Here is a 20,020-nt window from a genome sequence, read left to right on the forward strand (position 1 = left end):
GCGTCGCGTGACCGAACCAGCCCCACCGTCGACCGAACTCCTTGCGCGCGATCGCCGTTTGCAGCAGGGCATCGACGGGTACGGCGTCGGCACCTGGGAGCTCAATCTCGCCACCCAGGAATTGGCGTGTTCGGCGACCGCGCGGAAGCTGTTGGGCGTGCCGGCGGACGCTCCCCTCACCTACGACACCTTCATCTCCCTGGTTGATCCGGACGATCGGGAGCAAATCGCTCTCGCGCTGCAGCAATCGATCAAGCACGGCGATAAGATCGACGTGATGTACCGGGTGGCGGAGAAAGACCGCCCCAGCCATTGGCTGCGCGCCCGCGGCGGCGTCGTGCACGAGGACGGCGCCTCCTATCTTTGTGGCATCGTGCTCGATATCGATCAGCAGAAGATGCTCGAGCAGGAACTGCGGCTGCAGCAGGGCCAGCTTCGCTCGATCCTCGACACCGTGCCGGACGCGATGATCCTGATCGACGGCCGCGGCATCATGCGGTTCTTCTCGCGGGCGGCGGAGCGGATGTTCGGCATGTCCGAGCGCGAAGCGATCGGCCAGAACATCAGCGTGCTGATGCCGCGCCCCGACGCCACCCGTCACGACAACTACATCGATCGCTATAACAACACCGGCGAACGCCACATCATCGGCATCGGCCCCATCGTCACCGGCCGCCGCAAGGACGGCAGCACCTTCCCGATCCATCTGTCGATCGGCGAGATGGAATCCGGCGGCGAGCGCTACTTCACCGGCTTCATCCGCGACCTCACCGAATATCAGCAGACCCAGGCGCGGCTGCACGAATTGCAGGCCGAACTGGTGCACGTCTCGCGGCTGACCGCGATGGGCGAAATGGCCTCGGCGCTGGCGCACGAACTGAACCAACCGCTGTCGGCGATCAGCAACTACATGAAGGGCTCGCGCCGGCTGCTCGCCGGCAGCACCGATCCGAACACGGTCAAGATCGAAAGCGCGATGGAACGCGCCGCCGAGCAGGCGCTGCGCGCCGGCCAGATCATCCGCCGGCTGCGGGATTTCGTCGCGCGCGGCGAATCCGAAAAACGGGTCGAGAGCCTCGCCAAGCTGATCGAGGAGGCAGGCGCGCTCGGGCTCACCGGTGCCCGGGAACAAGGCGTCGTGCTGCGTTTCAATCTCGATCCGGCCCATGATCTGGTGCTGGTCGACCGGGTGCAGATCCAGCAGGTTCTGGTCAATCTGTTCCGCAATGCGCTGGAAGCGATGGCCAATTCCGATAAGAAGGAGTTGTCCGCCGGCAATGCGCGCGTGGCGGACGACATGGTCGAGGTCACCGTCTCGGACACCGGCAGCGGTCTGCCGGAGCAGGTCAAAGCCAAACTGTTTCAGACGTTCTTCACCACCAAGGAAACCGGAATGGGGGTCGGACTTTCGATCAGCCGTTCGATCATCGAGGCTCATGGCGGCCGGATGTGGGCGGAAACGAACAGCGCCGGCGGCGCGACGTTCCGCTTCACGCTGCCGCTGGCGCCCGTCGGGGATTTGACTGATGCCTAAGGGAACCGTGCATGTGATCGACGACGACCTGGCGATGCGGGAATCGATCGACTTCCTGCTGAGCTCGGCCGGCTACGAGGTCCGACTGTACGAATCCGCGCAGGCATTTCTCGACCTGCCGGACGTGGAATTCGGCTGCATCCTGTCGGACGTCCGGATGCCGGGGATCGATGGTCTCGACCTGTTGAAGCGCCAGAAAGCGGCTGGCAGCAAGCTGCCGGTGCTGATCATGACCGGCCACGGCGACGTGCCGCTGGCGGTCGAGGCAATGAAGCTCGGCGCCTCCGACTTCATCGAGAAACCGTTCGACGACGACCGCCTGATCGGACTGATCGAAACGGCGCTGAAACAGGCCCAGGAAGGCGCCAAGAGCGAAGCTGTGGCGCAGGATATTGCGGCACGGATCCAGTCGCTCAGCCCGCGTGAACGCCAGGTGATGGACGGCCTGATTGCCGGCATGTCCAACAAGGTGATTGCCCGCGAATTCGATATCAGTCCGCGTACTATCGAGGTCTATCGCGCCAACGTAATGACCAAGATGCAAGCCTCGAGCCTGTCGGAACTCGTGCGGATGGCGATGCGCGGTGGCGTTATCAAGGATTGAGACAGATCAATCCGGCTTCGTTGGTAGCCCGTATGCTACCAGTATGACAGTTTTCGCAGCGCTCATCGGTGCGTGAGGTTTGGTAATGCCGAACGCACCCGCAAAAACCATCGTTTACGTCGTGGACGACGATCAGGGCGTGCTCGGATCGCTGCGTTTCCTGCTGGAAACTGATGGCTTCGCGGTGCGCACGTTCCGGAGCGGACCGGCGCTACTCGACGCCATCGACCAAGGCCCGGTCGACTGCATCGTGATCGACTACAAGATGCCCGGCATGAACGGCATCGACCTCGCCCGCGGGCTGCGCGAGCGCAAGGTGCGCGCCCCGATCGTGATGATCACCGGCTATCCGGACGAGACGATTTCCAGCCGCGCAAGCGTCGTCGGCGTGCAGCACGTGGTGGTGAAACCCCACCTCGAAGAGAGCCTTGTTTGGCATATCCGGGCCGCTCTCGAAGAGAGCGGCGCCGCAGCCTGAGCGGGCCGCGCCGGCTCCTTCGCTCTTTATCTTAAGATTCTGTTAAGACGTCAGTTTTCCCCACGGAAGCGGACGGGGGCGCACGCTCCCAGCCTCCGTAAACCTACTTAGGGGAACCCACTTAAGATATGGAGCGAAATACCTCGTCCTCGGAATCTTCCGTACAACCCTGGCCATCCGATCAAAGGAGATGGCCAGATGCTGAACCAGTCGCTCAGGACGCCCGCCACCGCCCACGCGCCCATCGATCCCTCTTCGTGTTCTCCGGCAGAGCAGTTCTTCGCGACCACCGGTCACGCCGGTCTGATCGCCTCCGAATTCACCTATAAGAAGGAAGAGGAAATCTACGGCGAGGACGAGCCGTCCGAATACGTCTACCAGGTGGTGTCCGGTGCCGTGCGCAGCTACAAGCTGCTGTCCGACGGCCGCCGCCAGATCGGCGCCTTCTATCTTCCGGGCGACGTGTTCGGGCTGGAGTCTGGACCGACCCACCGCCTCACCGCCGAAGCCATCGTCGACACCACTGTCCGCCTGATCAAGCGCCGCAGCCTCGAACAGGCAGCCGCCACCGACGTCAACATCGCCCGCGGCCTGTGGTCGATGACCGCCGGCGAGCTGCGCCATGCCGAAGACCACATGCTGCTGCTCGGCCGCAAGAACGCGATGGAGCGGGTCGCCAACTTCCTGCTGGAAATGGACCGCCGCCTGGCCGTCGCCGGCATGATGGCGCTGCCGATGTGCCGCCGCGACATCGGCGACTATCTCGGCCTCACCCTCGAAACCGTCTCCCGCGCGCTGTCGCAGCTGCAGAGCAAGGGTATCCTGGGCTTCTCCGGCGCCCGCCAGATCGAACTGCGCAACCGCGCCCAGCTTCGCAATCTCGACGCCTAAGCCCACGTCGGCGGCATCCCCGCCGGAGCATCTCTTTCATCGGATCGGACAGACAGGCCACCAGCAATGGTGGCCTCTTCTGTTTGGGCCCGAGCCATCCCCAACTGGCTTTTCAATCGCCGTGATTGGGAAAATTTTTCTCTTTCTTCCCGCAATCGGCGAGGAATGAACGCACCGCCATAGCTATACTGCCGAGATGGAGATTTTTATTTCCGTCCATTGATTGACTTGGGGCACCCTGCGGCGTCCTGATGATGGCCCGCGGACCTGCGTTGCCGTCATGAGCGCGCGGTTTACAGCCCGATTTTCATTGCCGGAAGGATGTCGCCATGACCCAGAAGCTCCACCCCGAAACTCTCGCCCTGCATGCCGGCTGGCGCGCCGATCCTTCGACCGGCTCAGTCGCAGTTCCTCTGTTCCAGACCACCTCGTACCAGTTTCACAACACCGAGCATGCGGCGAACCTGTTCGCGTTGAAGGAGCTCGGCAACATCTACACCCGGATCGGCAACCCGACGACCGATGTGCTGGAGCAGCGCGTCGCGGCGCTGGAAGGCGGCGTCGCCGCGCTCGCGGTGGCTTCCGGGCAAGCCGCGTCGGCCTTTGCGCTTCAGAACCTCGCCCGCGTCGGCGACAACGTGGTGTCGTCGACCGACCTCTATGGCGGCACCTGGAACCTGTTCGCCAACACCCTGAAGGACCAGGGCATCGAGGTTCGCTTCGTCGATCCGTCCGACCCACAGGCGTTCGAGCGCGCCACCGACGAGCGCACCCGCGCCTACTATGCCGAGACGCTTCCGAACCCGAAGCTCGCGGTGTTTCCGATCGAGGAAGTCGCCGCGATCGGCCGCAAGCACGGCATCCCGCTGATCGTCGACAACACCGCAGCGCCGCTGCTGGTGAAGCCGCTCGAGCACGGCGCAGCGATTGTGGTGTATTCGGCGACCAAGTATCTCGGCGGTCACGGCACCTCGATCGGCGGCCTGATCGTGGACGGCGGCAACTTCCCGTGGGAGCAGTTCCCGCAGCGTCAGCCGGCGCTGAACACGCCGGACCCGAGCTATCACGGCGCCGTGTGGGTCGAGGCAGTGAAGCCGATTGGGCCGGTGGCCTACATCATCAAGGCCCGCACCACGCTGCTGCGCGACCTCGGCTCGGCGCTGTCGCCGTTCAACGCCTTCCAGATCATTCAGGGTCTGGAAACGCTGCCGCTGCGGATCGAGCGTCACGTCCAGAACGCCCAGAAGGTCGCCGACTATCTGGAGAAGCGCCCCGAGGTCGTGAAGGTGATCCATCCGTCGAAGCAGAGCGGCGTCGCCCGCGAGCGCGCCGAGAAGTACCTCCAGGGCAAGTTCGGCGGCCTGGTCGGCTTCGAACTCGCCGGCGGTCGGGAGGCCGGACGCAAGTTCATCGACGCGCTCGAGCTGTTGTATCACGTCGCCAATATCGGTGACGCCCGCAGCCTGGCGATCCACCCGGCCAGCACCACCCACTCGCAGCTCTCCACCGAAGAGCAGCTCGCGACCGGCGTGTCGGACGGCTACGTGCGGCTGTCGATCGGCCTCGAGCACATCGACGACATCCTCGCCGACATCGACCGCGGTCTCGCGGCGGGACGCCTGGCGAACGCGGCGTAACCCCGAGCACGGTCGGCTCCCTCTCCCGCTTGCGGGAGAGGGTTAGGGTGAGGGCCGACACGGGCACTGAGTCTCGGCCTCGCGGACACGCCCCCTCACCCGGATGGCTGCACCATCTAACCTCTCCCCGCGCGCGGGGAGAGGAGAGCGCGGCTACGGCGCCATCGTCGCGGCAACGACGTTCATCAGGCCAGCCGGGGCCACCCCGAAGATCACGATCAGCGCGATGCAAACAATCAAGAGGCCGCGATCGAGCTGCGGCAGCGGCTCGGACTCGTCGTGGGTGTGGCCGACGAACGGCGCGGTGAAGAACTTCGCGTAGTAGAAGAAGCCGAGCGACGAGCCGGCGACCACGATCCCGACCAGCACCCACAGGCTGCCGTCGATCAGGACCCGCAGCAGGAACAGCTTGGCGATGAAGCCGCCCGCCGCCGGCAGGCCGGCGAGCGACAATAGCGACAGTGACAGCGCAATCGCCTCAAGCGGGCGCCGCTTCATCAGCCCGTGCAGGTCAGGCAGCGTCGGCGCGCGGCCGAGCGCGGCCGAGACGCACAGCGCCCCGAGCATCGCCGGCGCATAGATCGCCAGATAGAACAGCACCGCCTCGCCGGCATGCGGCGTGCCGGAGGCGATGATCAGCGCGATGTAGCCGGAATGCGCGATCGTCGAATAGCCGAGCATCCGCGGCAGTTGCGGCTGCCGCAGCGCCAACAGATTGCCGATCAGCACCGACGCGCCGCCGAGCGCGGCGAGCCCCTCGCTCCACACGGGCTCCGGCAGATGCGCGGTCAGCGCCAGACGCAGGATTACGATCGCAACGGCCGATTTCGACACCACGCCGGCCAGCGTCGCGGCACTCGCCGGTGCGGCTTCGAAGGCATCCGGCGTCCACATGTGGAACGGCACCAACGAGAACTTGAAGGCGAGACCTGCGAGCAGCAGCGCGGTGCCGAACGCCGTCAGCGCACCGCGACCGCCCCAGCCGGCGAAATCCAGCGCGCCGGTTTCGGCAAAGATCAGCGCGATGCCGAGCAGCAACGCGGAGGACGCCAGACCGCTCATCACCAGAAATTTGTAGGCCGCCTCCAGCCCCTGCCGCGTCAGGCGAAACGCGAACAGCGCGATCAGCGACAGGCTGAGGATTTCGATGCCGAGAAACAGCGTCGCGGCATGGCCGGCGCCGGCCAACGTGGCGGCACCGATCGCCACCAGCACCAGCAGCGACGGCGCCTCCTTGGCGGGGTGACCGGTGCGCAGAAACACCAACGCGCCAAGCGACACCAGGCACGCAAACACGATGCCGAACCGCGCCGGGCCGTCGTCAGTGAACAGCGCGCCCATCGGTGCGGCGGGCGCGCCGACGCGCAGCAGCACGATCGCAGCGGCGAGCCCCAGCCCTGCCGCGGCGGATGCCTGCACGATCTGCAGCCGCGCCAGCGGCACCAGCATCATCGCCGCGACAGCGGCAAGGGCCAGCACCACCAGCGGTGATAGCGCGGCGAATTGGGCGGCGGTCATGGCGCGGCGATCACGGCGTCTGAGTGAGCGCGGCCTTGATCGCCGGCTCGAGCAGCGCCAACAGGCTCTGCGGATAGAGGCCGATGATCAGCGTGCCAATGCCCATCACCAGGATCGGCCAATACTCGCGCCAGGTCATGTCGGCGAGCGGCGGCTTGGGCTGCGGCAGGCCGAACACCAAGCCCTTGAGCAGCCGCGTCGCGTAGATCACCGAGACGACCAAGGTCGACAGCGCCAAGAGCGCGAACACCCAATTGACCTGGAAGATGCCGACCACCACCAGCGCTTCGCCGACGAAGTTGGCGGTGCCGGGCAGCGCCAGTAGCGCCGAGCAGAACAACGCGAACGCTGCGGCGAATTTCGGCGCCGTCTGCTGCAAGCCGCCGAGCTGGCGCAGGTCGCGGGTGTGGGTGCGCTCGTACAGCGCGCCGATCAGCAGGAACAGCGCCGAGGCCGAGAACGAGTGCGCGATCATCTCGACCGCGGCACCGGCAAGCGCGTAGTGGACGCCGGCGGAGATGCCCATCAGCACGATCGACATATGGGCGATCGACGTATAGGCGACCAGCCGCTTGGCGTCGTTCTGGCCGCAGGCGACGAGGCCGCCGTACAGCGCGCCGGCGGCGCCGAGCGCGATGCCGTAGGGCGCGACCGCGGCAAGCCCGTCCGGAAACAGCATCGGCGCAAACCGGAACAGGCCGTAGGCACCGGTCTTCAAGAGCAGGCCGGCGAGCAGGATCGAGCCCGCGGTCGGCGCCAGCGTATGCGCTTCCGGCAACCAGGCGTGGAACGGCGGCACCGACAGCTTGACCATGAAGGCCAGCGAGAAGCCGAGCAGCATCCACACCTGGACCGGCGTCGACAGCTTCATCTCGGCGAGTTCGAAGGCGCTGAAGGTCATGTGGTCGGCCATCGCCGCCAGCGCGAACGACGCCGCCAACAAGCCGAAGCCGGCGACCGCGTTGAAGATCAAGAATTTCAGCGCGGCGCCTTCCTTGTCGCCGTGGCCCCACACCGCGATCAGCGTGAACGCCGGCACCAGCATCGCTTCCCAGAAGAATGCAAAGATCAGAAGGTCGAACGACAGGAACACGCCGACGGTCGCCGCCACCGTCCAGCACAGGCTGGCGTGAAACAGCCCCGACTGGGTGCGAATCTCCGACCACGACGCCATCACCGAGATGATGCCGAGACCGGCGGCAAGCGCGATCATCGTGGCCGACAGGCCGTCCATGGCGAAATCCAGCGAGATGCCGAACGACGGCACCCACGGATACGACACCTTGTCGTACCACCGCCCCTCGGCCCCGGTCGCGACGACCGCGACCAGCAGCACCAGCATCAGCGCGAAGGTCGCGATCGTGACCCAGCGCTCACGTTCGCCCTTGCCGGCGACGAAGAATGCGACGAAGCCGCCGAAAGCTGGCAGCAGGATGAGCGCAATCAACGCCATGACGTCCCCCAGGCAAACAATAGAAGTCCCGCGCAACCGAGCGCGATCCACAGCGAGTGATCGCGGACGCGGCCGGTCTGCGTCAGCCGCACCAGCGCCCAGGCGTGGCCGGCACCGCTGGCCAAACCCATCCAGGCGCGATCGATCCGGTCCGGATTGAATCGCGCCACGAAAAATCCGACGAACAGCCGGGCCACGACGATCAGCAACCGGCCGACCGGATCGCCGGCCACCATGCGCACCACCGGCGTCTGGCCGTCGGTCGCACGCGTGATCAGGTCGGTGCGAATCCCGCGCACCTGGCTGGCGCCGCGACCGAGTGGATCGTCGGTGACGAGTCCGGGCACGTCAACGCCCTCGCGGCGCAGCGCCACCGCGTCGGCAACTGCTTCAGTGCCTTCGGCATTGCCGAGCACCGTGGCGACGCGGCGGAAGCGCCGGACGAAGTAGTAATAATACAGCACGTCGACGCGGAAGATCCGGATGTGCCGCATCCGCGTCGCCAGACGCTCCAGCTCTTGCGGATGCCTGACCAGCCATCGCGCCAGGACTACACCGAGGATCGGGGCGGCAGCGCCGAGTAGCGCCGGCACCAACGGAATGTGCTCGGGCGCGCCGCCGGTGAAGCTGATCAGCGCGCCGACCGACATGCCGCCAACCACGGCGACGAAGGTGAGGACCGACAGCGGCACCACGACCGCGAGACCGCCCCATGGCGGCGCGGCGAGATCGGCGGTCTGGCTCGCTGCGACGAACACGACCCGGAACGCGTAGGCGCCGGTGAGCACCGCTGCTGTGGCGGCGAGCAGCCACAGCGGCACGCCCCAAGGCCCGCTGCTCCAAACTGCGGCCAGCACCGCTTCCTTCGAGTACCAGCCTGCGGTGATCACCGGCAGGCCGGCGAGCGAAGCGGCGCCGATGGCGAAACTCCAGAATGCCATCGGCTGACGATAACGAGAGCCGCGCAGCGCTTCGATCGCGGTCGAGCCACCCGCTGCGTGGCTCATCACGCCGGCGCTGAGGAACAGCAGCGACTTGAACGCCGCGTGGATGGCGAAATGCGACAGCGCCACCGCCGGCGCACCGAGCCCGAGCGCCAGCACCATGAAACCGATCTGGCTCATGGTCGAGAACGCCAGCAGCTTCTTGACGTCGGTCTGGATCAGCGCGACCAGCGCGCCGAGCGCCGCAGTCAGGATGCCGAGCATCGCGACCATCGCCGAAATCTCGGGCGCTGCGGCGAACAGCGGCGCGAGGCGCGCCAGCAGGATCACGCCGGCCGCGACCATGGTGGCCGAATGCAGCAGTGCCGAGACCGGCGTCGGGCCGGCCATCGCGCTCGGCAGCCAGGTGTGGAACGGGATCTGCGCCGACTTGCCGAGCGCGCCCAGCGCAATCAGCCCGGCGATCGGCGCCAGCCGCCACGGATCAATCGACGGCACCGCAGCGAGCATGCCGTCGAGCCGCGTGGTGCCGGCGTTCAAGAACAGCATCATCAAGCCGGCGAGCAGCAGGCTGTCGGCAACGCGGGTGGTGATCAGCGCCTTGCGTCCCGCGGCCACGGCCTTCGGCAACCGGTCGTAGAACGCGATCAGCATGAAGCTGCACAGGCCGATGGTTTCCCAGCCCAGGAACAGCAGGATGACGTCGGCGGCGAACACCACCGCCAGCATCCCGGCCAGAAATAGGTTCATCACCGCGAAGAAACGGCGCAGATCCTGCAGCGGCTCGGATGCCATGTAGGCGCCGGAATAGATCAGCACCAGCGCGCCGACCAGCACCACGGTGCCGCCGGTGACCATGCTGAGCGGATCCATCGACATCGCGATCTGCGCGACGAACACACCGGTATCGATCGACAGGATCGGCACCGTCGCGCCGGCAACGCACACGCCCTCGATGCAGGACAGCGCCACCGGGAAGAACAGGATCGCCGGCAGTACCGCGGCGCCGACGCCGAGCGCGATCACCGCGGCACGCGACAGCGGTGCCGGGATCAGCGAGAGGAACACGAAGCCGAGCAGCGCCGGCACCGGGACGAAGGGAAGCAGATGCGCCATGCTCACCCCTTCAGCCCGCTGATGGCATCGCTATCGTCGGTGCCGGTGAGGCGGCGCAAGCGCAGGAACAGCGCCAGCCCGACCGCGACCTCGGCGGCAGCGAGCGTCAGCACCAGGATGAACATCCCCTGCCCTTCGGGATCGGCGTGATAAGCGCCGGCCGCGATGAAGCCAAGCGCAGGGCCGCTGAGCGCGACCTCCAGCGCCACGAGCTGGAACAGCATGCCGCGGCGCGCCAGCACGCCGAACACGCCGACCGCGAACAGGCCCGCGGCGAGGATCATGATGCCGATCAGGTCGGAGCCGGTCATGACCCGTTCCTCGGGCTGCGGTCGTTGCGACCGATGTGGCGGACGCCGATCAGGCCGGCCATTAGCAGCAGCGAGGCGAGTTCGACCGCCAGCGCCCACGGCCCGAACAGCAGCTTGCCGACCTCCTGGGCCGACACCGGCGCGGGCTGGCCGGTAGCCTTCAAACCGATTTCGCCGAACACGAAGGGCGCGACGATCAGCACCGACATCAGAATCGGCAACGGCCAGGCGCGGCGCAGCAGCGCGCGCTCGCGGGTAATCGATTCCGGCGAGATCGGCAGCGTCATCACCACGAACACGAACAGCACCACGATAGCGCCCGCATAGATCATGATCAGCAGCACGGCGGCGAACGCCGCGCCGAGCGCGAAGAAACACACCGCCAGCGCCAGCAGCGTCACCACGAGATACAATAGCGCATGCACCGCATTCGGCCGCGTCACCGACACCGCGGCCGAGATCAGCGCGAAGGCGCCGGCATAGATCGCAAGCAGCGAACTCATGGCAGCAGCCCCTTGAGATTCACCGGCGGCGCCTCGTGCTCAGCCTCGCCCTTGTCCTTGCCGGGGATCGCCTTGCCCGCGACCGACCAATAGCGATAGCCGCGCACCTTGCCCTCACCGGAGATCAAGAGGTCGTGCTTCTCGTACACCAGCGCGTCGCGGCGCCATTCGGACAATTCGTAGTCCGGCGTCAGTTGGATCGCCGCGGTCGGGCAGGCGTCTTCGCAGAAGCCGCAGAAGATGCAGCGGGCGAAGTTGACGCGGAAATGCTCCGGGTACCAGCGACCGTCGTCGGCGACTGCTTTCGCCAGATCGATGCAGCCGACCGGGCATACCGTCGCGCAAAGATTACAGGCGACGCAGCGCTCCTGGCCGTCCGGATCGCGGGTCAGCACGATCCGGCCGCGGGCGCGCGGATACAGCTTCGGCTTCTGTTCCGGATAGAGCTGGGTCTCCGGCTTGACGAACAGCTTGCGGCCGACCCGCAACAGAGCTTCCAGCCATCCGAATCCGATCATGACGCGCTCCTCGCCACCACGACGATGCCGGTCAGCATCAAGTTGAGCAGCGACAGAGGCAACGCCACCTTCCAGGCGAAGCTCAGAAGCTGGTCGTAGCGCGGCCGCGGCAGCGTCGCGCGGATCCAGACGAACGCGACCGCGATCACCGCGGTCTTCAGCCCGAACCAGACCGGGCCGGGCAGCCACGGCCCGAGCCAGCCGCCGAAGAACAGCGTCACCGCCAGCGCCGACACCAGCAGCACCGCGAGATATTCGCCGAGGAAGAACAGGCCGAACGACATGCCGGTGTATTCGGTGATGAACCCGGCGATCAGGTCGTTCTCGGATTCCGGCAGGTCGAACGGCAGCCGGTGCGCGGCGGCGATGCCGGCGATGGTGAACAGCGCCATGCCGAGCGGCTGCAGCACCACGAACCAGACGCCGCGCTGCGCCTCGACGATCTCGGTCATCGAGAACGAGCCGGCGATCATCACCACGCCCATCAGCGACAGGCCGAGAAACACCTCATAGGCCAGCATCTGCGCCGCGGCGCGCATGCCGCCGAGCAGCGAGAACCGATTGTTCGACGCCCAGGCGCCGAGCACGGCGGCGTAAGCCGTCAGCCCCAGCATACCAAGCAGGAACAACAGGCCGACGTCGACCGACGACAGTGCCCAGCCGTCACCGATCGCCACGACGCCGAAGCCGGCGAGCACCGGCGTCGCCGCAACGGCCGGCGCCAAGATGTACAGCAGCTTATCGGCGCCCGGCGGCGGCCGATCCTCCTTGGTGAGGATCTTCACCGTGTCGGCGACCCATTGCAGCGAGCCGAACGGGCCGACGCGGTTCGGACCGTAGCGCTCCTGCACGAAGCCGAGCAGCCGCCGCTCGACCCAGGTGAAGGTGCCGGCGAGTACCAGCAGCACCATAATCAGCGCGACCGAAATGGTGGCGGTGATGATCATCCCGATCATGGCGCCGCCTCCACCTTGACCCGGCGCAGCGGCCCGCGCGGCTGGCACGAGCCGGCGCTGATCACCACGGTGCCGCGCGGCACCATTGCATCCAGCGTCACCACCGGGGCGCAGGGATTGCCGTCGACCCGCACCGCGGCGCCGTCACGGAAACCATGCAGCGCCGCATCGTCCGGATGCAGCAGCAATCGCGGTGCCGGGCGGCGTGCGGCGAGCAGCGCACTGGCTCGGCTCAGCTCACCGCCGGTGAAGGCGTCGTGCAGCGGAATCAGCCACAGCCCCTCGCCGGCGTGAATCGGCTGCAGCACGGCATCCGGCAGCGAGGCCTCGCCCGATTTGACCAGCAAGGCGCCGGGATCGCCGCCGCGCAGCGGGCCACCGACTTCCTCCAGGAAGCGCGTCACGTTGTTGGCCGAGTGCAGACCGGAGGTCTTGTAGCTGGTGATCAAAGGCGCCGGCACCGCGGTGCCGCGCGCGCCCTTGATACCGAAGGTCAGCGGCCCGTCCTGATCGACCGGAATCACCGCGTCGGCGAATTGCCCGGCGCGGTCGTCCGCGGTGCGGCCGGTATAGGGTCGCGGCGCGCGCGTGACCTTGCCGTCGGCCATTCCGAAATCTTCGCCAGGTGCGGCGTCAGCCACCGCCACGAGGTCGGGCCGTTCGACGATCAGATCGCCGATCAGCGCATCGAGCCCATGCCAGTCACCGGCGCCGAACGCATCCAGCCTGCGCCAGCTTGCCGGCGCGGACTCCTGTGGCGCCACCGCGGCGAAGAAGCGTTGTGCACGGCCTTCGTAGTTGACGAAGGTACCGGTCGCCTCGGTGAAAGGCGCCACCGGCAGGGCAACTGCGGCACGCGCCGTGGTCTCGTTAGCCATCGAGTCCAGTGCGACCACGCCCTTTGCGGCGGCAAACAGTCGCTCGACGCCGGCGCGCGGCGCGCGGTCGAACAGATCGTTCTCGAGCACGATCGCCGTCTTGGCACCGCCGCGTTCGAGCAGAGCAGCAGCGCTATCGAGGCCGTCGCCGCCGAGCAGCGCCAGACCGATGCTGTTGGCCTCCGGGGCCAGCAGCACGATCCGCGCCTTGACGCCGAGCGCGGCGACGATGCGCGCCGCCGCTTCGATGATCTCGGGCGACATCAACGCACAGCCGGCGACGATCAGCGGGCGCTCGCCGTTCGCCAGAATTTCAGCCACCCTTGCGGCTTCGGAATGCTCCTCGACCGCGTCGCCAGAGCCTGCGCCGAGCGCGGCCGCAACGCTGTCGCCGAATGCAGCGATGCCTTGCGGATCGAGCCGCAGCGACAGCGCGGCGAGATCGTCGAGCGCATCGGGCAGCGGCGTCGCCAGCACGATCGGCGAGCGGCGCCCCTCGCCGGCGGTGCGCACAGCCGGATCGAGGAAGGCGTGCACGCCCTTCTGCGCGGCGAGCTCGCGCTCGGCGCCACGTGCGGTCTGGCGCAGCGCCAAAGCGAGCCTTGGGGCGGTGCCGGTGAGATTTTCGCCGAGCACCAGCACAGCGTCGGCGTGCTCGACTTCGTGCAGCGACGCTATCTTGGCAGGCCCTGCGCGCAAGATTTCGACGATGCGACGCACCAGGCCGGCTTCGACATCGGAAACGCCGGCGAAGAACCGCTCCGGCCCGACCAAGCGCTGCAGCGCGTAGTTGGCCTCCAGCGAGGCGCGCGGCGAGCCGATCCCGATCGCGCCTTCGGCCACGATGGCATGGGCGGCGGAAGCGGCCTCGTGCTCGCTCGCAGGCGCACCTCCGATCAGCGGTTGCCGCAGCCGATGCTCGGAGACGACATGCAGCGGGCCGTAGCGGCCGCGATCGCAGATGAAATAGCCGTTGAGCGCGCCGTGGTAACGGTTCTGCACCCGCTTCACCCGGCCATCGCGCTGGTCGACCAGGATGTTGCAGCCGACCGAGCAATGCGGACAGATCGACGGCGTCGCCCGCATGTCCCATTTGCGCGAGTAATCCCGCGACCAGCCCTTGTCGTTAAACACGCCGGTCGGGCACACTTCGGCGAGATTGCCGGCGAACGGGCTTTCCAGCGGGCCGTCCTCGGCGCGGCCGAAGTACACGTTGTCGTGGGCACCGAACGCGTCGAGATCGCGCCCGCCCGCATAGTCCCGATAGAACCGGGTGCAGCGATAGCAGGCGATGCAGCGGTTCATCTCGTGCGTCACCAGCGGCCCGAGATCCTGGTTGCGATGGGTGCGCTTGGTGAATTTGTAGCGGCGGTCGATATGGCCGGTGGCGATCGTCATGTCCTGCAGATGGCAGGAGCCGGCCTCTTCGCACACCGGGCAATCATGCGGATGGTTGACCATCAGCCATTCGATCACCTGGGCGCGGAACGCCACGGCTTCCGGATCCGTCACCGACACCCGCTCGACGTCGGCAACCGGCGTCATGCAGCTCATGACGATGCGGCCTTCGGTGTCGTCCGGACCGTCATAGACCTTCACGGCACATTGCCGGCAGGCGCCGACCGAGCCGAGCGCGCCGTGCCAGCAGAAATACGGTACGTCGATGCCGTGGGTCAGGCACGCCGACAGCAGATCCTCGCCGTCCTTGGCTTCGATGACGCGGCCGTCGATCTCGATCTTTTTCTTGGTCATACGCGGCCCACCGGACAGAAGCCCTGCAGGTGGGCCGTGAAGATGTCGCCGAAGCGCTCGAGGCCACTGCGCAGCGGCGTCAGCGCGCCGGTATTGAGATCGCAGTAGCTGCGACCCGACGGGCCGGACAGCGCGACGTGCTGGTGCAGCACCTCGATATCGCCTTGCGTGCCCTTGCCGGCTTCGAGCGCATCGAGCAGCTTCGACACCCACGGCAGGCCGTCGCGACACGGCGTGCACAGCCCACAGCTCTCACGCGCGTAGAACCGCATGTGACGCCCGATCGCCGCCACTGGACAGGCGCGATCGTCGAGCACAATCAGCGCGCCGGTGCCGAGCGAACTGCCGGCCTTCTTGGTGCTCGTGAAATCGAGCGGCACGTCGAGTTCGGCCTTCTCGAAGAACGCCGTGGCGCCGCCGCCTGGCTGGAATGCCAGCAGCCCGCGACCATTGCGAATGCCGCCGGCACGATGCAGCAGCTCACGCGCGGTCGAGCCCATCGGCGCTTCGATCAGTTGCGGACGCTCGACGCAGCCGGAAATGCCATACAGCTTGGTACCGCCTTCGTCGGTGAATGACAGCGATCGGTACCACTCGGCGCCATTCTCGATGATCGACGGCACCGACGACAGCGTCTCGACGTTGTTGACGGTCGTCGGTCGCCCCCACAATCCGCTGACGGCCGGATAAGGCGGACGATGCCGCGGCACCGGACGTTCGCCCTCGATCGCAGCGATCAGCGCGGTCTCTTCGCCGACAATGTAGCGGCCGGCGGAGGCATGCACCCGCATCGTCAGGTCGAAGCCGGAGCCGAGAATGTCGCGGCCGAGCAGCCCGGCGGCTTCGGCTTCCGCAATCGCGCGGCTCAGCGCAGTGGCGGCGGCGCGATATTCGTCACGCACCAGGATGATCACTTCGGTGGCACCGATCGCATAGGCCGCGATGGTCGCGCCCTCGATCAGTTGATGCGGCAGCGCCTCCATCAACAGCCGGTCCTTGAACGAGCCGGGCTCGGTCTCATCGCCGTTGACGCAGAGATAGCGCGCGCCTGGACCGGCTCTCTCACTGCCGGTGCGCATGAAGCGCCATTTGTTGGCGGTCGGGAAGCCGGCGCCGCCGCGGCCGCGCAGGCCAGCAGCCTCGACCATCGCGATGATCGCTTCCGGGCTGTGCCGCTTGAGCGCGAGCGACAACGCCGCATAGCCGCCGAGCCCGCGCCAGGCAGCAAGGCTGTGCGGCTGACGGTCGGCGCGCGCGCGGCCGGTGAGCGGCTTGTCGCTCATGGCGTGCCTCCCACCGAGACGCCACCGATCAGGGCGTCGAGATCGTCCGGCGTCAGCGGGCCGACCAGCTTACGCTCCGGACCGACCAGCGCCACCGGGGCGCGATCGCAGCCACCAACGCAGCAGATGTTGATCAGCGTGAACTTGCCGTCCGGCGTGGTTTCGCCAAAGCCGATGCCGAGCTTGCTCATCACCGCGTCGCGCACCGCATCGCCGCCGCACAGATAGCAGCTCAGCCCGTCGCACAGCAGGATCACGGTGTCGCCAACCGGCGAGCGAAAGATCTGGCTGTAGAAGGTCGCGAGCGCGTCGATCTCGGCAGGCGTGACGCCGAGCACATCGGCTGCTTCCTTCAGATGCGCGTCGGACACCCAGCCTTCGGCTTCCTGCACCAGCTTCAGCGCTTCCACCATCGCGGCCTTCGCGCCGCCATGGGTGGCGGCCGCGTGCTGGATTGCGGTCTTGAGGGCGGGACTGAGGCTCATCGGTCGACGTCCGACATCACGTAATCGATGCTGCCGAGATAGGCGACGAGATCGGCCACCATCATGCCGGGGGCGACTGCGGAAATCATCTGCAGATGCGCGAATGACGGGGTGCGAATCCGGGTGCGATAGCTTGACGGCTCGCCGTCCGAAATCAGCGCGAACTGCGTCAGGCCGCGTACGGTCTCGACCTGGCCGGTGTATTCGCCCGGCGGCAGCACCGGTCCCCAGCTCGTGCTGACGAAGTGATGGATCATGGTCTCGATGTCGTGCAGCATCCGCTCGCGCGGCGGCGGTGTGGTCAGCGGATGATCGGCCTTGATCGGGCCGGACGGCATGTTGTCGACGCACTGCCGGATGATCTTCAGCGACTGCCGGATCTCTTCGACCCGCACCACCGTGCGGTCGTAGCAGTCGCCGGCGTGACCGACCGGAATCTCGAAGTCGAAATTCTCGAACCCCGCATAGGGCCGCGCCTTGCGCACGTCCCAGGCATAGCCGGTGGCGCGCAGCCCCGGACCGGTGACGCCCCAGTCCAGCGCCATCGCGGTGTCGTAAGCCGCAATGCCCTTGGTGCGCGCGCGGAAAATCTCGTTGCGCAGCACCATGCCTTCGTAGTCGTCGAGCCGCGACGGCATCCAATCGAGAAATTCGCGGACCAGCCTGTCCCAGCCGTCCGGCAGATCCATCGACAGTCCGCCGATACGGAAGAAGCCGGGATGCATCCGCGCGCCGGTGATCGACTCGATCACCCGGTAGCCGCGCTCGCGGTCGGTGAACATGTAGAACACCGGCGACATCGCCCCGGTGTCCTGCGCCATGGTGCCGTAGAACAACAGGTGATTCATGATGCGGAACATTTCCGACAGCATGATCCGCACCGTCAGCGCGCGGTCCGGCACCTTGATGCCGCAGGCCTTTTCGACAGCCTGCAAGTACGGCATCTCGCCCATCACGCCGCCGAGATAATCGACGCGATCGGTGTAGGGCAGGAAGTTGTGCCAGGTCTGGCGCTCGGCCATCTTCTCAGCGCCGCGATGGTGGAAGCCGATATCGGGCCGCGCCGCGACGATCTCCTCGCCGTCGAGCGCCAGCACGATCCGGAACACGCCGTGGGTCGCCATCGAATGCGGCCCGTAGTTCAGGATCATCAGCTCGACGCCGTCGCGATGCGTCGGCAGGCCGAACTTCTCCGGATCGGCGGCGAGCGCGTGTTCCTTGGCGTCGAACAGCGACGCGGTCATGTTGAACAGCGGCCGCTCGGTGGCGCGACCCGGCTGGGTCTTGCGCATCGGGTGGCCTTCCCAGCCCGGCGGCAGCAGGATGCGCAGCGAATGCGGCTGGGCTTCGAACTCGACACCGAACATGTCGTAGGCTTCGCGCTCGTACCACGGCGCGTTGGGAAACACCGAGCCGATCGACTTCGCGCGCGGATATTCGGCATCGAGCGCGATCTTGATCCGGATGTCGGCATTGCGCTCGTGCGACATCAGATGGCTGGCGATGGTGATGCCGGACGGCGGCAGGCCTTCGCGATGCTTGCGCGCGGTCTCGTCGATCGCCCACAGGTCGACCAGCATCCTGAACGGCCGGTCGATCTCCTGCCTCAGGAAGCGATGCACGTCGATCGTCGCATCCGGCCGAATCCACACGGTCGGAGACCGATCGACAGTCATTTGCTCGCCCAGCACCGCATCCTTGAAGCGCGCGCTGAGCTCGGTGACGAGTTCGGATGCGCTCACAATGACTCCGGCGGATCGAGCAAGGTCTGCGCCATGCGTTCGTCGCGGCGCTGATCGCGCCGGCGCGGCGCATCGAAACCGAGGCCGGCGGTATTGCCGACGGTGACGCCGAGCGGACGCCGCTCGCTGCCGACCTGTTGCTGCAGCATGATCAGCGCGTCGAGCACCGCCTCGGGGCGCGGCGGGCAGCCGGGGATGTAGACGTCGACCGGAATGAAGCGGTCGACGCCCTGCACCACCGAATAGATGTCATACATGCCGCCCGAACAGGCGCAGGCGCCCATCGCGATCACCCAGCGCGGCGCGCGCATCTGCTCGTACAGACGCAGCAGCGGCGCAGCCATCTTGTGAAACACGGTGCCGGACACGACCAGGAGATCGGCCTGGCGCGGCGAAGCACGGATCACCTCGGCGCCGAACCGCGCCTGATCGTAGACCGGCGTCAGCACCGTGACCTGTTCGACGTAGCAGCACGACAGCCCAAAATTGAACGGCCACAGGCTGTGCTTGCGCGACCACGCGGTGAGATCTTCGAGCGTGGTGAACAGGCTCGACAGCGCCATATGTTCTTCGACTGAGCGCTGTTCGTCCGGCATGCCCGGATGTTGCGGCTTCATCGTCATCGGCGCTTGCCCTTGACCCAGTCGAGCGCTCCGTCGAGCCACAGATACACCAGCGCCAGCAGGAGCACGCCGATGAACACGGCGGCTTCGATCAGGCCGAGCCAGCCGGCGTCGCGCGCGGCGACCGCCCAGGCGAACAGGATCGCGGCTTCCATGTCGAAGATCACGAACAGCGCGGCGATCAGGAAGTACGGCGCGTTCAGCGGCCCCTGCTGCGGCTGTGCCGGCAGCACGCCGCCTTCGTAGGGCACGTCGGGCCGTGCACCGGAGCGCTTCTCGCGCAGCCAGGCCGCGACCACGATGATCGCCGCAACGATCCCGGCCGACAGCGCGACGTGGATAGCGAGTGCGGCGCCCGAATTGATCGGAAGGGTCAGATCACCCACCGGCAAGGCTCCAACAAACAGCGGAAGAGCGGATCACGAAGCGATCCGACGTGGGGTGTAGAAGTCGGGTTGTTAACGCATCGTCACCATGCCATCCGACCCGTCAAGGCTGGTTGACGCGGATCAACTCCGCGACCACGACAATGTGAGATTCCCGCTGTGATTTCCTGTACTTGGAACCCGGTAGAGGAGATCGGAAAGCCCCGCGGGGCAGTGCTTAGGCGGCTGTTGCCGACGCTTGCTTGGTCTCCGAATCGGGATCGTCCACCGTCTGCGGCACGTTGCCACGTTGAGCGACGATGGCCACACGGCGCGAACGCCGGTGATTGTCCGAGGCGCACCGCTTATCGGTCCGATCGACGGTGGCCCGTGGACGAATGCGCGAACACATTTCGCCCGAGGCTGAAA

Annotated in this window: 18 protein-coding genes; 5 read left to right on the top strand and 13 right to left on the bottom strand. The window is 66.8% G+C overall.

Features of this window, described 5'->3' with window-relative positions; all coding sequences use genetic code 11:
* Positions 1–7 precede the first annotated feature (7 nt).
* From fixL to HZF03_RS21255, 5 genes are all read left to right on the top strand, one after another.
* Complete coding sequence (fixL, locus tag HZF03_RS21235) at positions 8–1,534, top strand: sensor protein FixL (protein WP_119018954.1); 1,527 nt, start codon at positions 8–10, stop codon at positions 1,532–1,534.
* Positions 1,527–2,138, top strand: a complete 612-nt coding sequence (fixJ, locus tag HZF03_RS21240) for a response regulator FixJ (RefSeq protein WP_107345841.1) — start codon at positions 1,527–1,529, stop codon at positions 2,136–2,138. Before fixL ends, fixJ begins: the two co-directional genes overlap by 8 nt.
* 85 nt (positions 2,139–2,223) lie before the next feature.
* Positions 2,224–2,616 (top strand): response regulator, encoded by a 393-nt coding sequence (locus HZF03_RS21245; protein WP_107345842.1) that lies wholly within the window; start codon positions 2,224–2,226, stop codon positions 2,614–2,616.
* 198 nt (positions 2,617–2,814) lie between these two features.
* The gene (locus tag HZF03_RS21250) at positions 2,815–3,507 is read left to right on the top strand and encodes a helix-turn-helix domain-containing protein (protein WP_119018955.1); all 693 of its coding nucleotides are present in this window, start codon (positions 2,815–2,817) and stop codon (positions 3,505–3,507) included.
* 329 nt (positions 3,508–3,836) lie between these two features.
* On the top strand, positions 3,837–5,144 hold the full coding sequence (locus HZF03_RS21255; RefSeq protein ID WP_012497481.1) for an O-acetylhomoserine aminocarboxypropyltransferase/cysteine synthase family protein: 1,308 nt from the start codon (positions 3,837–3,839) through the stop codon (positions 5,142–5,144).
* 153 nt (positions 5,145–5,297) lie between these two features.
* Here HZF03_RS21255 and HZF03_RS21260 read toward each other — a convergent pair whose 3' ends face one another.
* The 13 genes from HZF03_RS21260 to HZF03_RS21320 are packed head-to-tail and all read right to left on the bottom strand — an operon-like array spanning position 5,298 to position 19,612.
* Entirely contained in the window at positions 5,298–6,662 is a 1,365-nt protein-coding gene (locus HZF03_RS21260; RefSeq protein ID WP_119018956.1) for an NADH-quinone oxidoreductase subunit N, read from the bottom strand.
* A 10-nt stretch (positions 6,663–6,672) separates the two neighbouring features.
* Positions 6,673–8,115: a complex I subunit 4 family protein gene (locus tag HZF03_RS21265; RefSeq protein WP_119018957.1), complete on the bottom strand. Its 1,443-nt coding sequence runs from the start codon at positions 8,113–8,115 to the stop codon at positions 6,673–6,675.
* Positions 8,106–10,175 (bottom strand): NADH-quinone oxidoreductase subunit 5 family protein, encoded by a 2,070-nt coding sequence (locus HZF03_RS21270; RefSeq protein WP_119018958.1) that lies wholly within the window; start codon positions 10,173–10,175, stop codon positions 8,106–8,108. Before HZF03_RS21270 ends, HZF03_RS21265 begins: the two co-directional genes overlap by 10 nt.
* 2 nt (positions 10,176–10,177) lie before the next feature.
* A complete protein-coding gene (gene nuoK, locus HZF03_RS21275; RefSeq protein WP_011159790.1) occupies positions 10,178–10,486 on the bottom strand; it encodes an NADH-quinone oxidoreductase subunit NuoK in 309 nt (102 codons plus the stop codon).
* Entirely contained in the window at positions 10,483–10,989 is a 507-nt protein-coding gene (locus HZF03_RS21280) for an NADH-quinone oxidoreductase subunit J family protein (RefSeq protein WP_119018959.1), read from the bottom strand. The genes nuoK and HZF03_RS21280 overlap by 4 nt, the downstream gene beginning before the upstream one ends.
* Positions 10,986–11,507 carry an NADH-quinone oxidoreductase subunit NuoI gene (nuoI, locus tag HZF03_RS21285; RefSeq protein WP_012497485.1) on the bottom strand — a complete coding sequence of 174 codons (522 nt, stop codon included), beginning with the start codon at positions 11,505–11,507 and terminating at the stop codon, positions 10,986–10,988. The genes HZF03_RS21280 and nuoI overlap by 4 nt, the downstream gene beginning before the upstream one ends.
* Positions 11,504–12,463, bottom strand: coding sequence for an NADH-quinone oxidoreductase subunit NuoH (nuoH, locus tag HZF03_RS21290; RefSeq protein WP_012497486.1), 960 nt, complete (start codon positions 12,461–12,463; stop codon positions 11,504–11,506). The genes nuoI and nuoH overlap by 4 nt, the downstream gene beginning before the upstream one ends.
* Positions 12,460–15,093 (bottom strand): NADH-quinone oxidoreductase subunit NuoG, encoded by a 2,634-nt coding sequence (gene nuoG, locus HZF03_RS21295; protein WP_119018960.1) that lies wholly within the window; start codon positions 15,091–15,093, stop codon positions 12,460–12,462. Before nuoG ends, nuoH begins: the two co-directional genes overlap by 4 nt.
* Positions 15,090–16,376: a complex I 51 kDa subunit family protein gene (locus HZF03_RS21300; protein ID WP_119018961.1), complete on the bottom strand. Its 1,287-nt coding sequence runs from the start codon at positions 16,374–16,376 to the stop codon at positions 15,090–15,092. Before HZF03_RS21300 ends, nuoG begins: the two co-directional genes overlap by 4 nt.
* Entirely contained in the window at positions 16,373–16,861 is a 489-nt protein-coding gene (gene nuoE, locus HZF03_RS21305) for an NADH-quinone oxidoreductase subunit NuoE (protein ID WP_011159796.1), read from the bottom strand. The genes HZF03_RS21300 and nuoE overlap by 4 nt, the downstream gene beginning before the upstream one ends.
* Positions 16,858–18,603, bottom strand: a complete 1,746-nt coding sequence (gene nuoC, locus HZF03_RS21310; RefSeq protein WP_119018962.1) for an NADH-quinone oxidoreductase subunit C/D — start codon at positions 18,601–18,603, stop codon at positions 16,858–16,860. The genes nuoE and nuoC overlap by 4 nt, the downstream gene beginning before the upstream one ends.
* Positions 18,600–19,226 carry a NuoB/complex I 20 kDa subunit family protein gene (locus HZF03_RS21315; RefSeq protein ID WP_119018963.1) on the bottom strand — a complete coding sequence of 209 codons (627 nt, stop codon included), beginning with the start codon at positions 19,224–19,226 and terminating at the stop codon, positions 18,600–18,602. The genes nuoC and HZF03_RS21315 overlap by 4 nt, the downstream gene beginning before the upstream one ends.
* Entirely contained in the window at positions 19,223–19,612 is a 390-nt protein-coding gene (locus tag HZF03_RS21320) for an NADH-quinone oxidoreductase subunit A (RefSeq protein ID WP_011159799.1), read from the bottom strand. The genes HZF03_RS21315 and HZF03_RS21320 overlap by 4 nt, the downstream gene beginning before the upstream one ends.
* Between the last annotated feature and the right edge of the window lie 408 nt (positions 19,613–20,020).

It is taken from the genome of Rhodopseudomonas palustris (genome assembly GCF_013415845.1).
Classification (GTDB): domain Bacteria; phylum Pseudomonadota; class Alphaproteobacteria; order Rhizobiales; family Xanthobacteraceae; genus Rhodopseudomonas; species Rhodopseudomonas palustris_F.

What these genes read in the sequence shown, in the direction of transcription:
- fixJ (WP_107345841.1), top strand. Translation starts at nt 1,527, where the DNA reads ATGCCTAAGGGAACCGTGCATGTGATCGACGACGACCTGGCGATGCGG.
- HZF03_RS21245 (WP_107345842.1), top strand. Translation starts at nt 2,224, where the DNA reads ATGCCGAACGCACCCGCAAAAACCATCGTTTACGTCGTGGACGACGAT.
- HZF03_RS21250 (WP_119018955.1), top strand. Translation starts at nt 2,815, where the DNA reads ATGCTGAACCAGTCGCTCAGGACGCCCGCCACCGCCCACGCGCCCATC.
- HZF03_RS21255 (WP_012497481.1), top strand. Translation starts at nt 3,837, where the DNA reads ATGACCCAGAAGCTCCACCCCGAAACTCTCGCCCTGCATGCCGGCTGG.
- HZF03_RS21260 (WP_119018956.1), bottom strand. Translation starts at nt 6,662, where the DNA reads ATGACCGCCGCCCAATTCGCCGCGCTATCACCGCTGGTGGTGCTGGCC.
- HZF03_RS21265 (WP_119018957.1), bottom strand. Translation starts at nt 8,115, where the DNA reads ATGGCGTTGATTGCGCTCATCCTGCTGCCAGCTTTCGGCGGCTTCGTC.
- HZF03_RS21270 (WP_119018958.1), bottom strand. Translation starts at nt 10,175, where the DNA reads ATGGCGCATCTGCTTCCCTTCGTCCCGGTGCCGGCGCTGCTCGGCTTC.
- nuoK (WP_011159790.1), bottom strand. Translation starts at nt 10,486, where the DNA reads ATGACCGGCTCCGACCTGATCGGCATCATGATCCTCGCCGCGGGCCTG.
- HZF03_RS21280 (WP_119018959.1), bottom strand. Translation starts at nt 10,989, where the DNA reads ATGAGTTCGCTGCTTGCGATCTATGCCGGCGCCTTCGCGCTGATCTCG.
- nuoI (WP_012497485.1), bottom strand. Translation starts at nt 11,507, where the DNA reads ATGATCGGATTCGGATGGCTGGAAGCTCTGTTGCGGGTCGGCCGCAAG.
- nuoH (WP_012497486.1), bottom strand. Translation starts at nt 12,463, where the DNA reads ATGATCGGGATGATCATCACCGCCACCATTTCGGTCGCGCTGATTATG.
- nuoG (WP_119018960.1), bottom strand. Translation starts at nt 15,093, where the DNA reads ATGACCAAGAAAAAGATCGAGATCGACGGCCGCGTCATCGAAGCCAAG.
- HZF03_RS21300 (WP_119018961.1), bottom strand. Translation starts at nt 16,376, where the DNA reads ATGAGCGACAAGCCGCTCACCGGCCGCGCGCGCGCCGACCGTCAGCCG.
- nuoE (WP_011159796.1), bottom strand. Translation starts at nt 16,861, where the DNA reads ATGAGCCTCAGTCCCGCCCTCAAGACCGCAATCCAGCACGCGGCCGCC.
- HZF03_RS21315 (WP_119018963.1), bottom strand. Translation starts at nt 19,226, where the DNA reads ATGACGATGAAGCCGCAACATCCGGGCATGCCGGACGAACAGCGCTCA.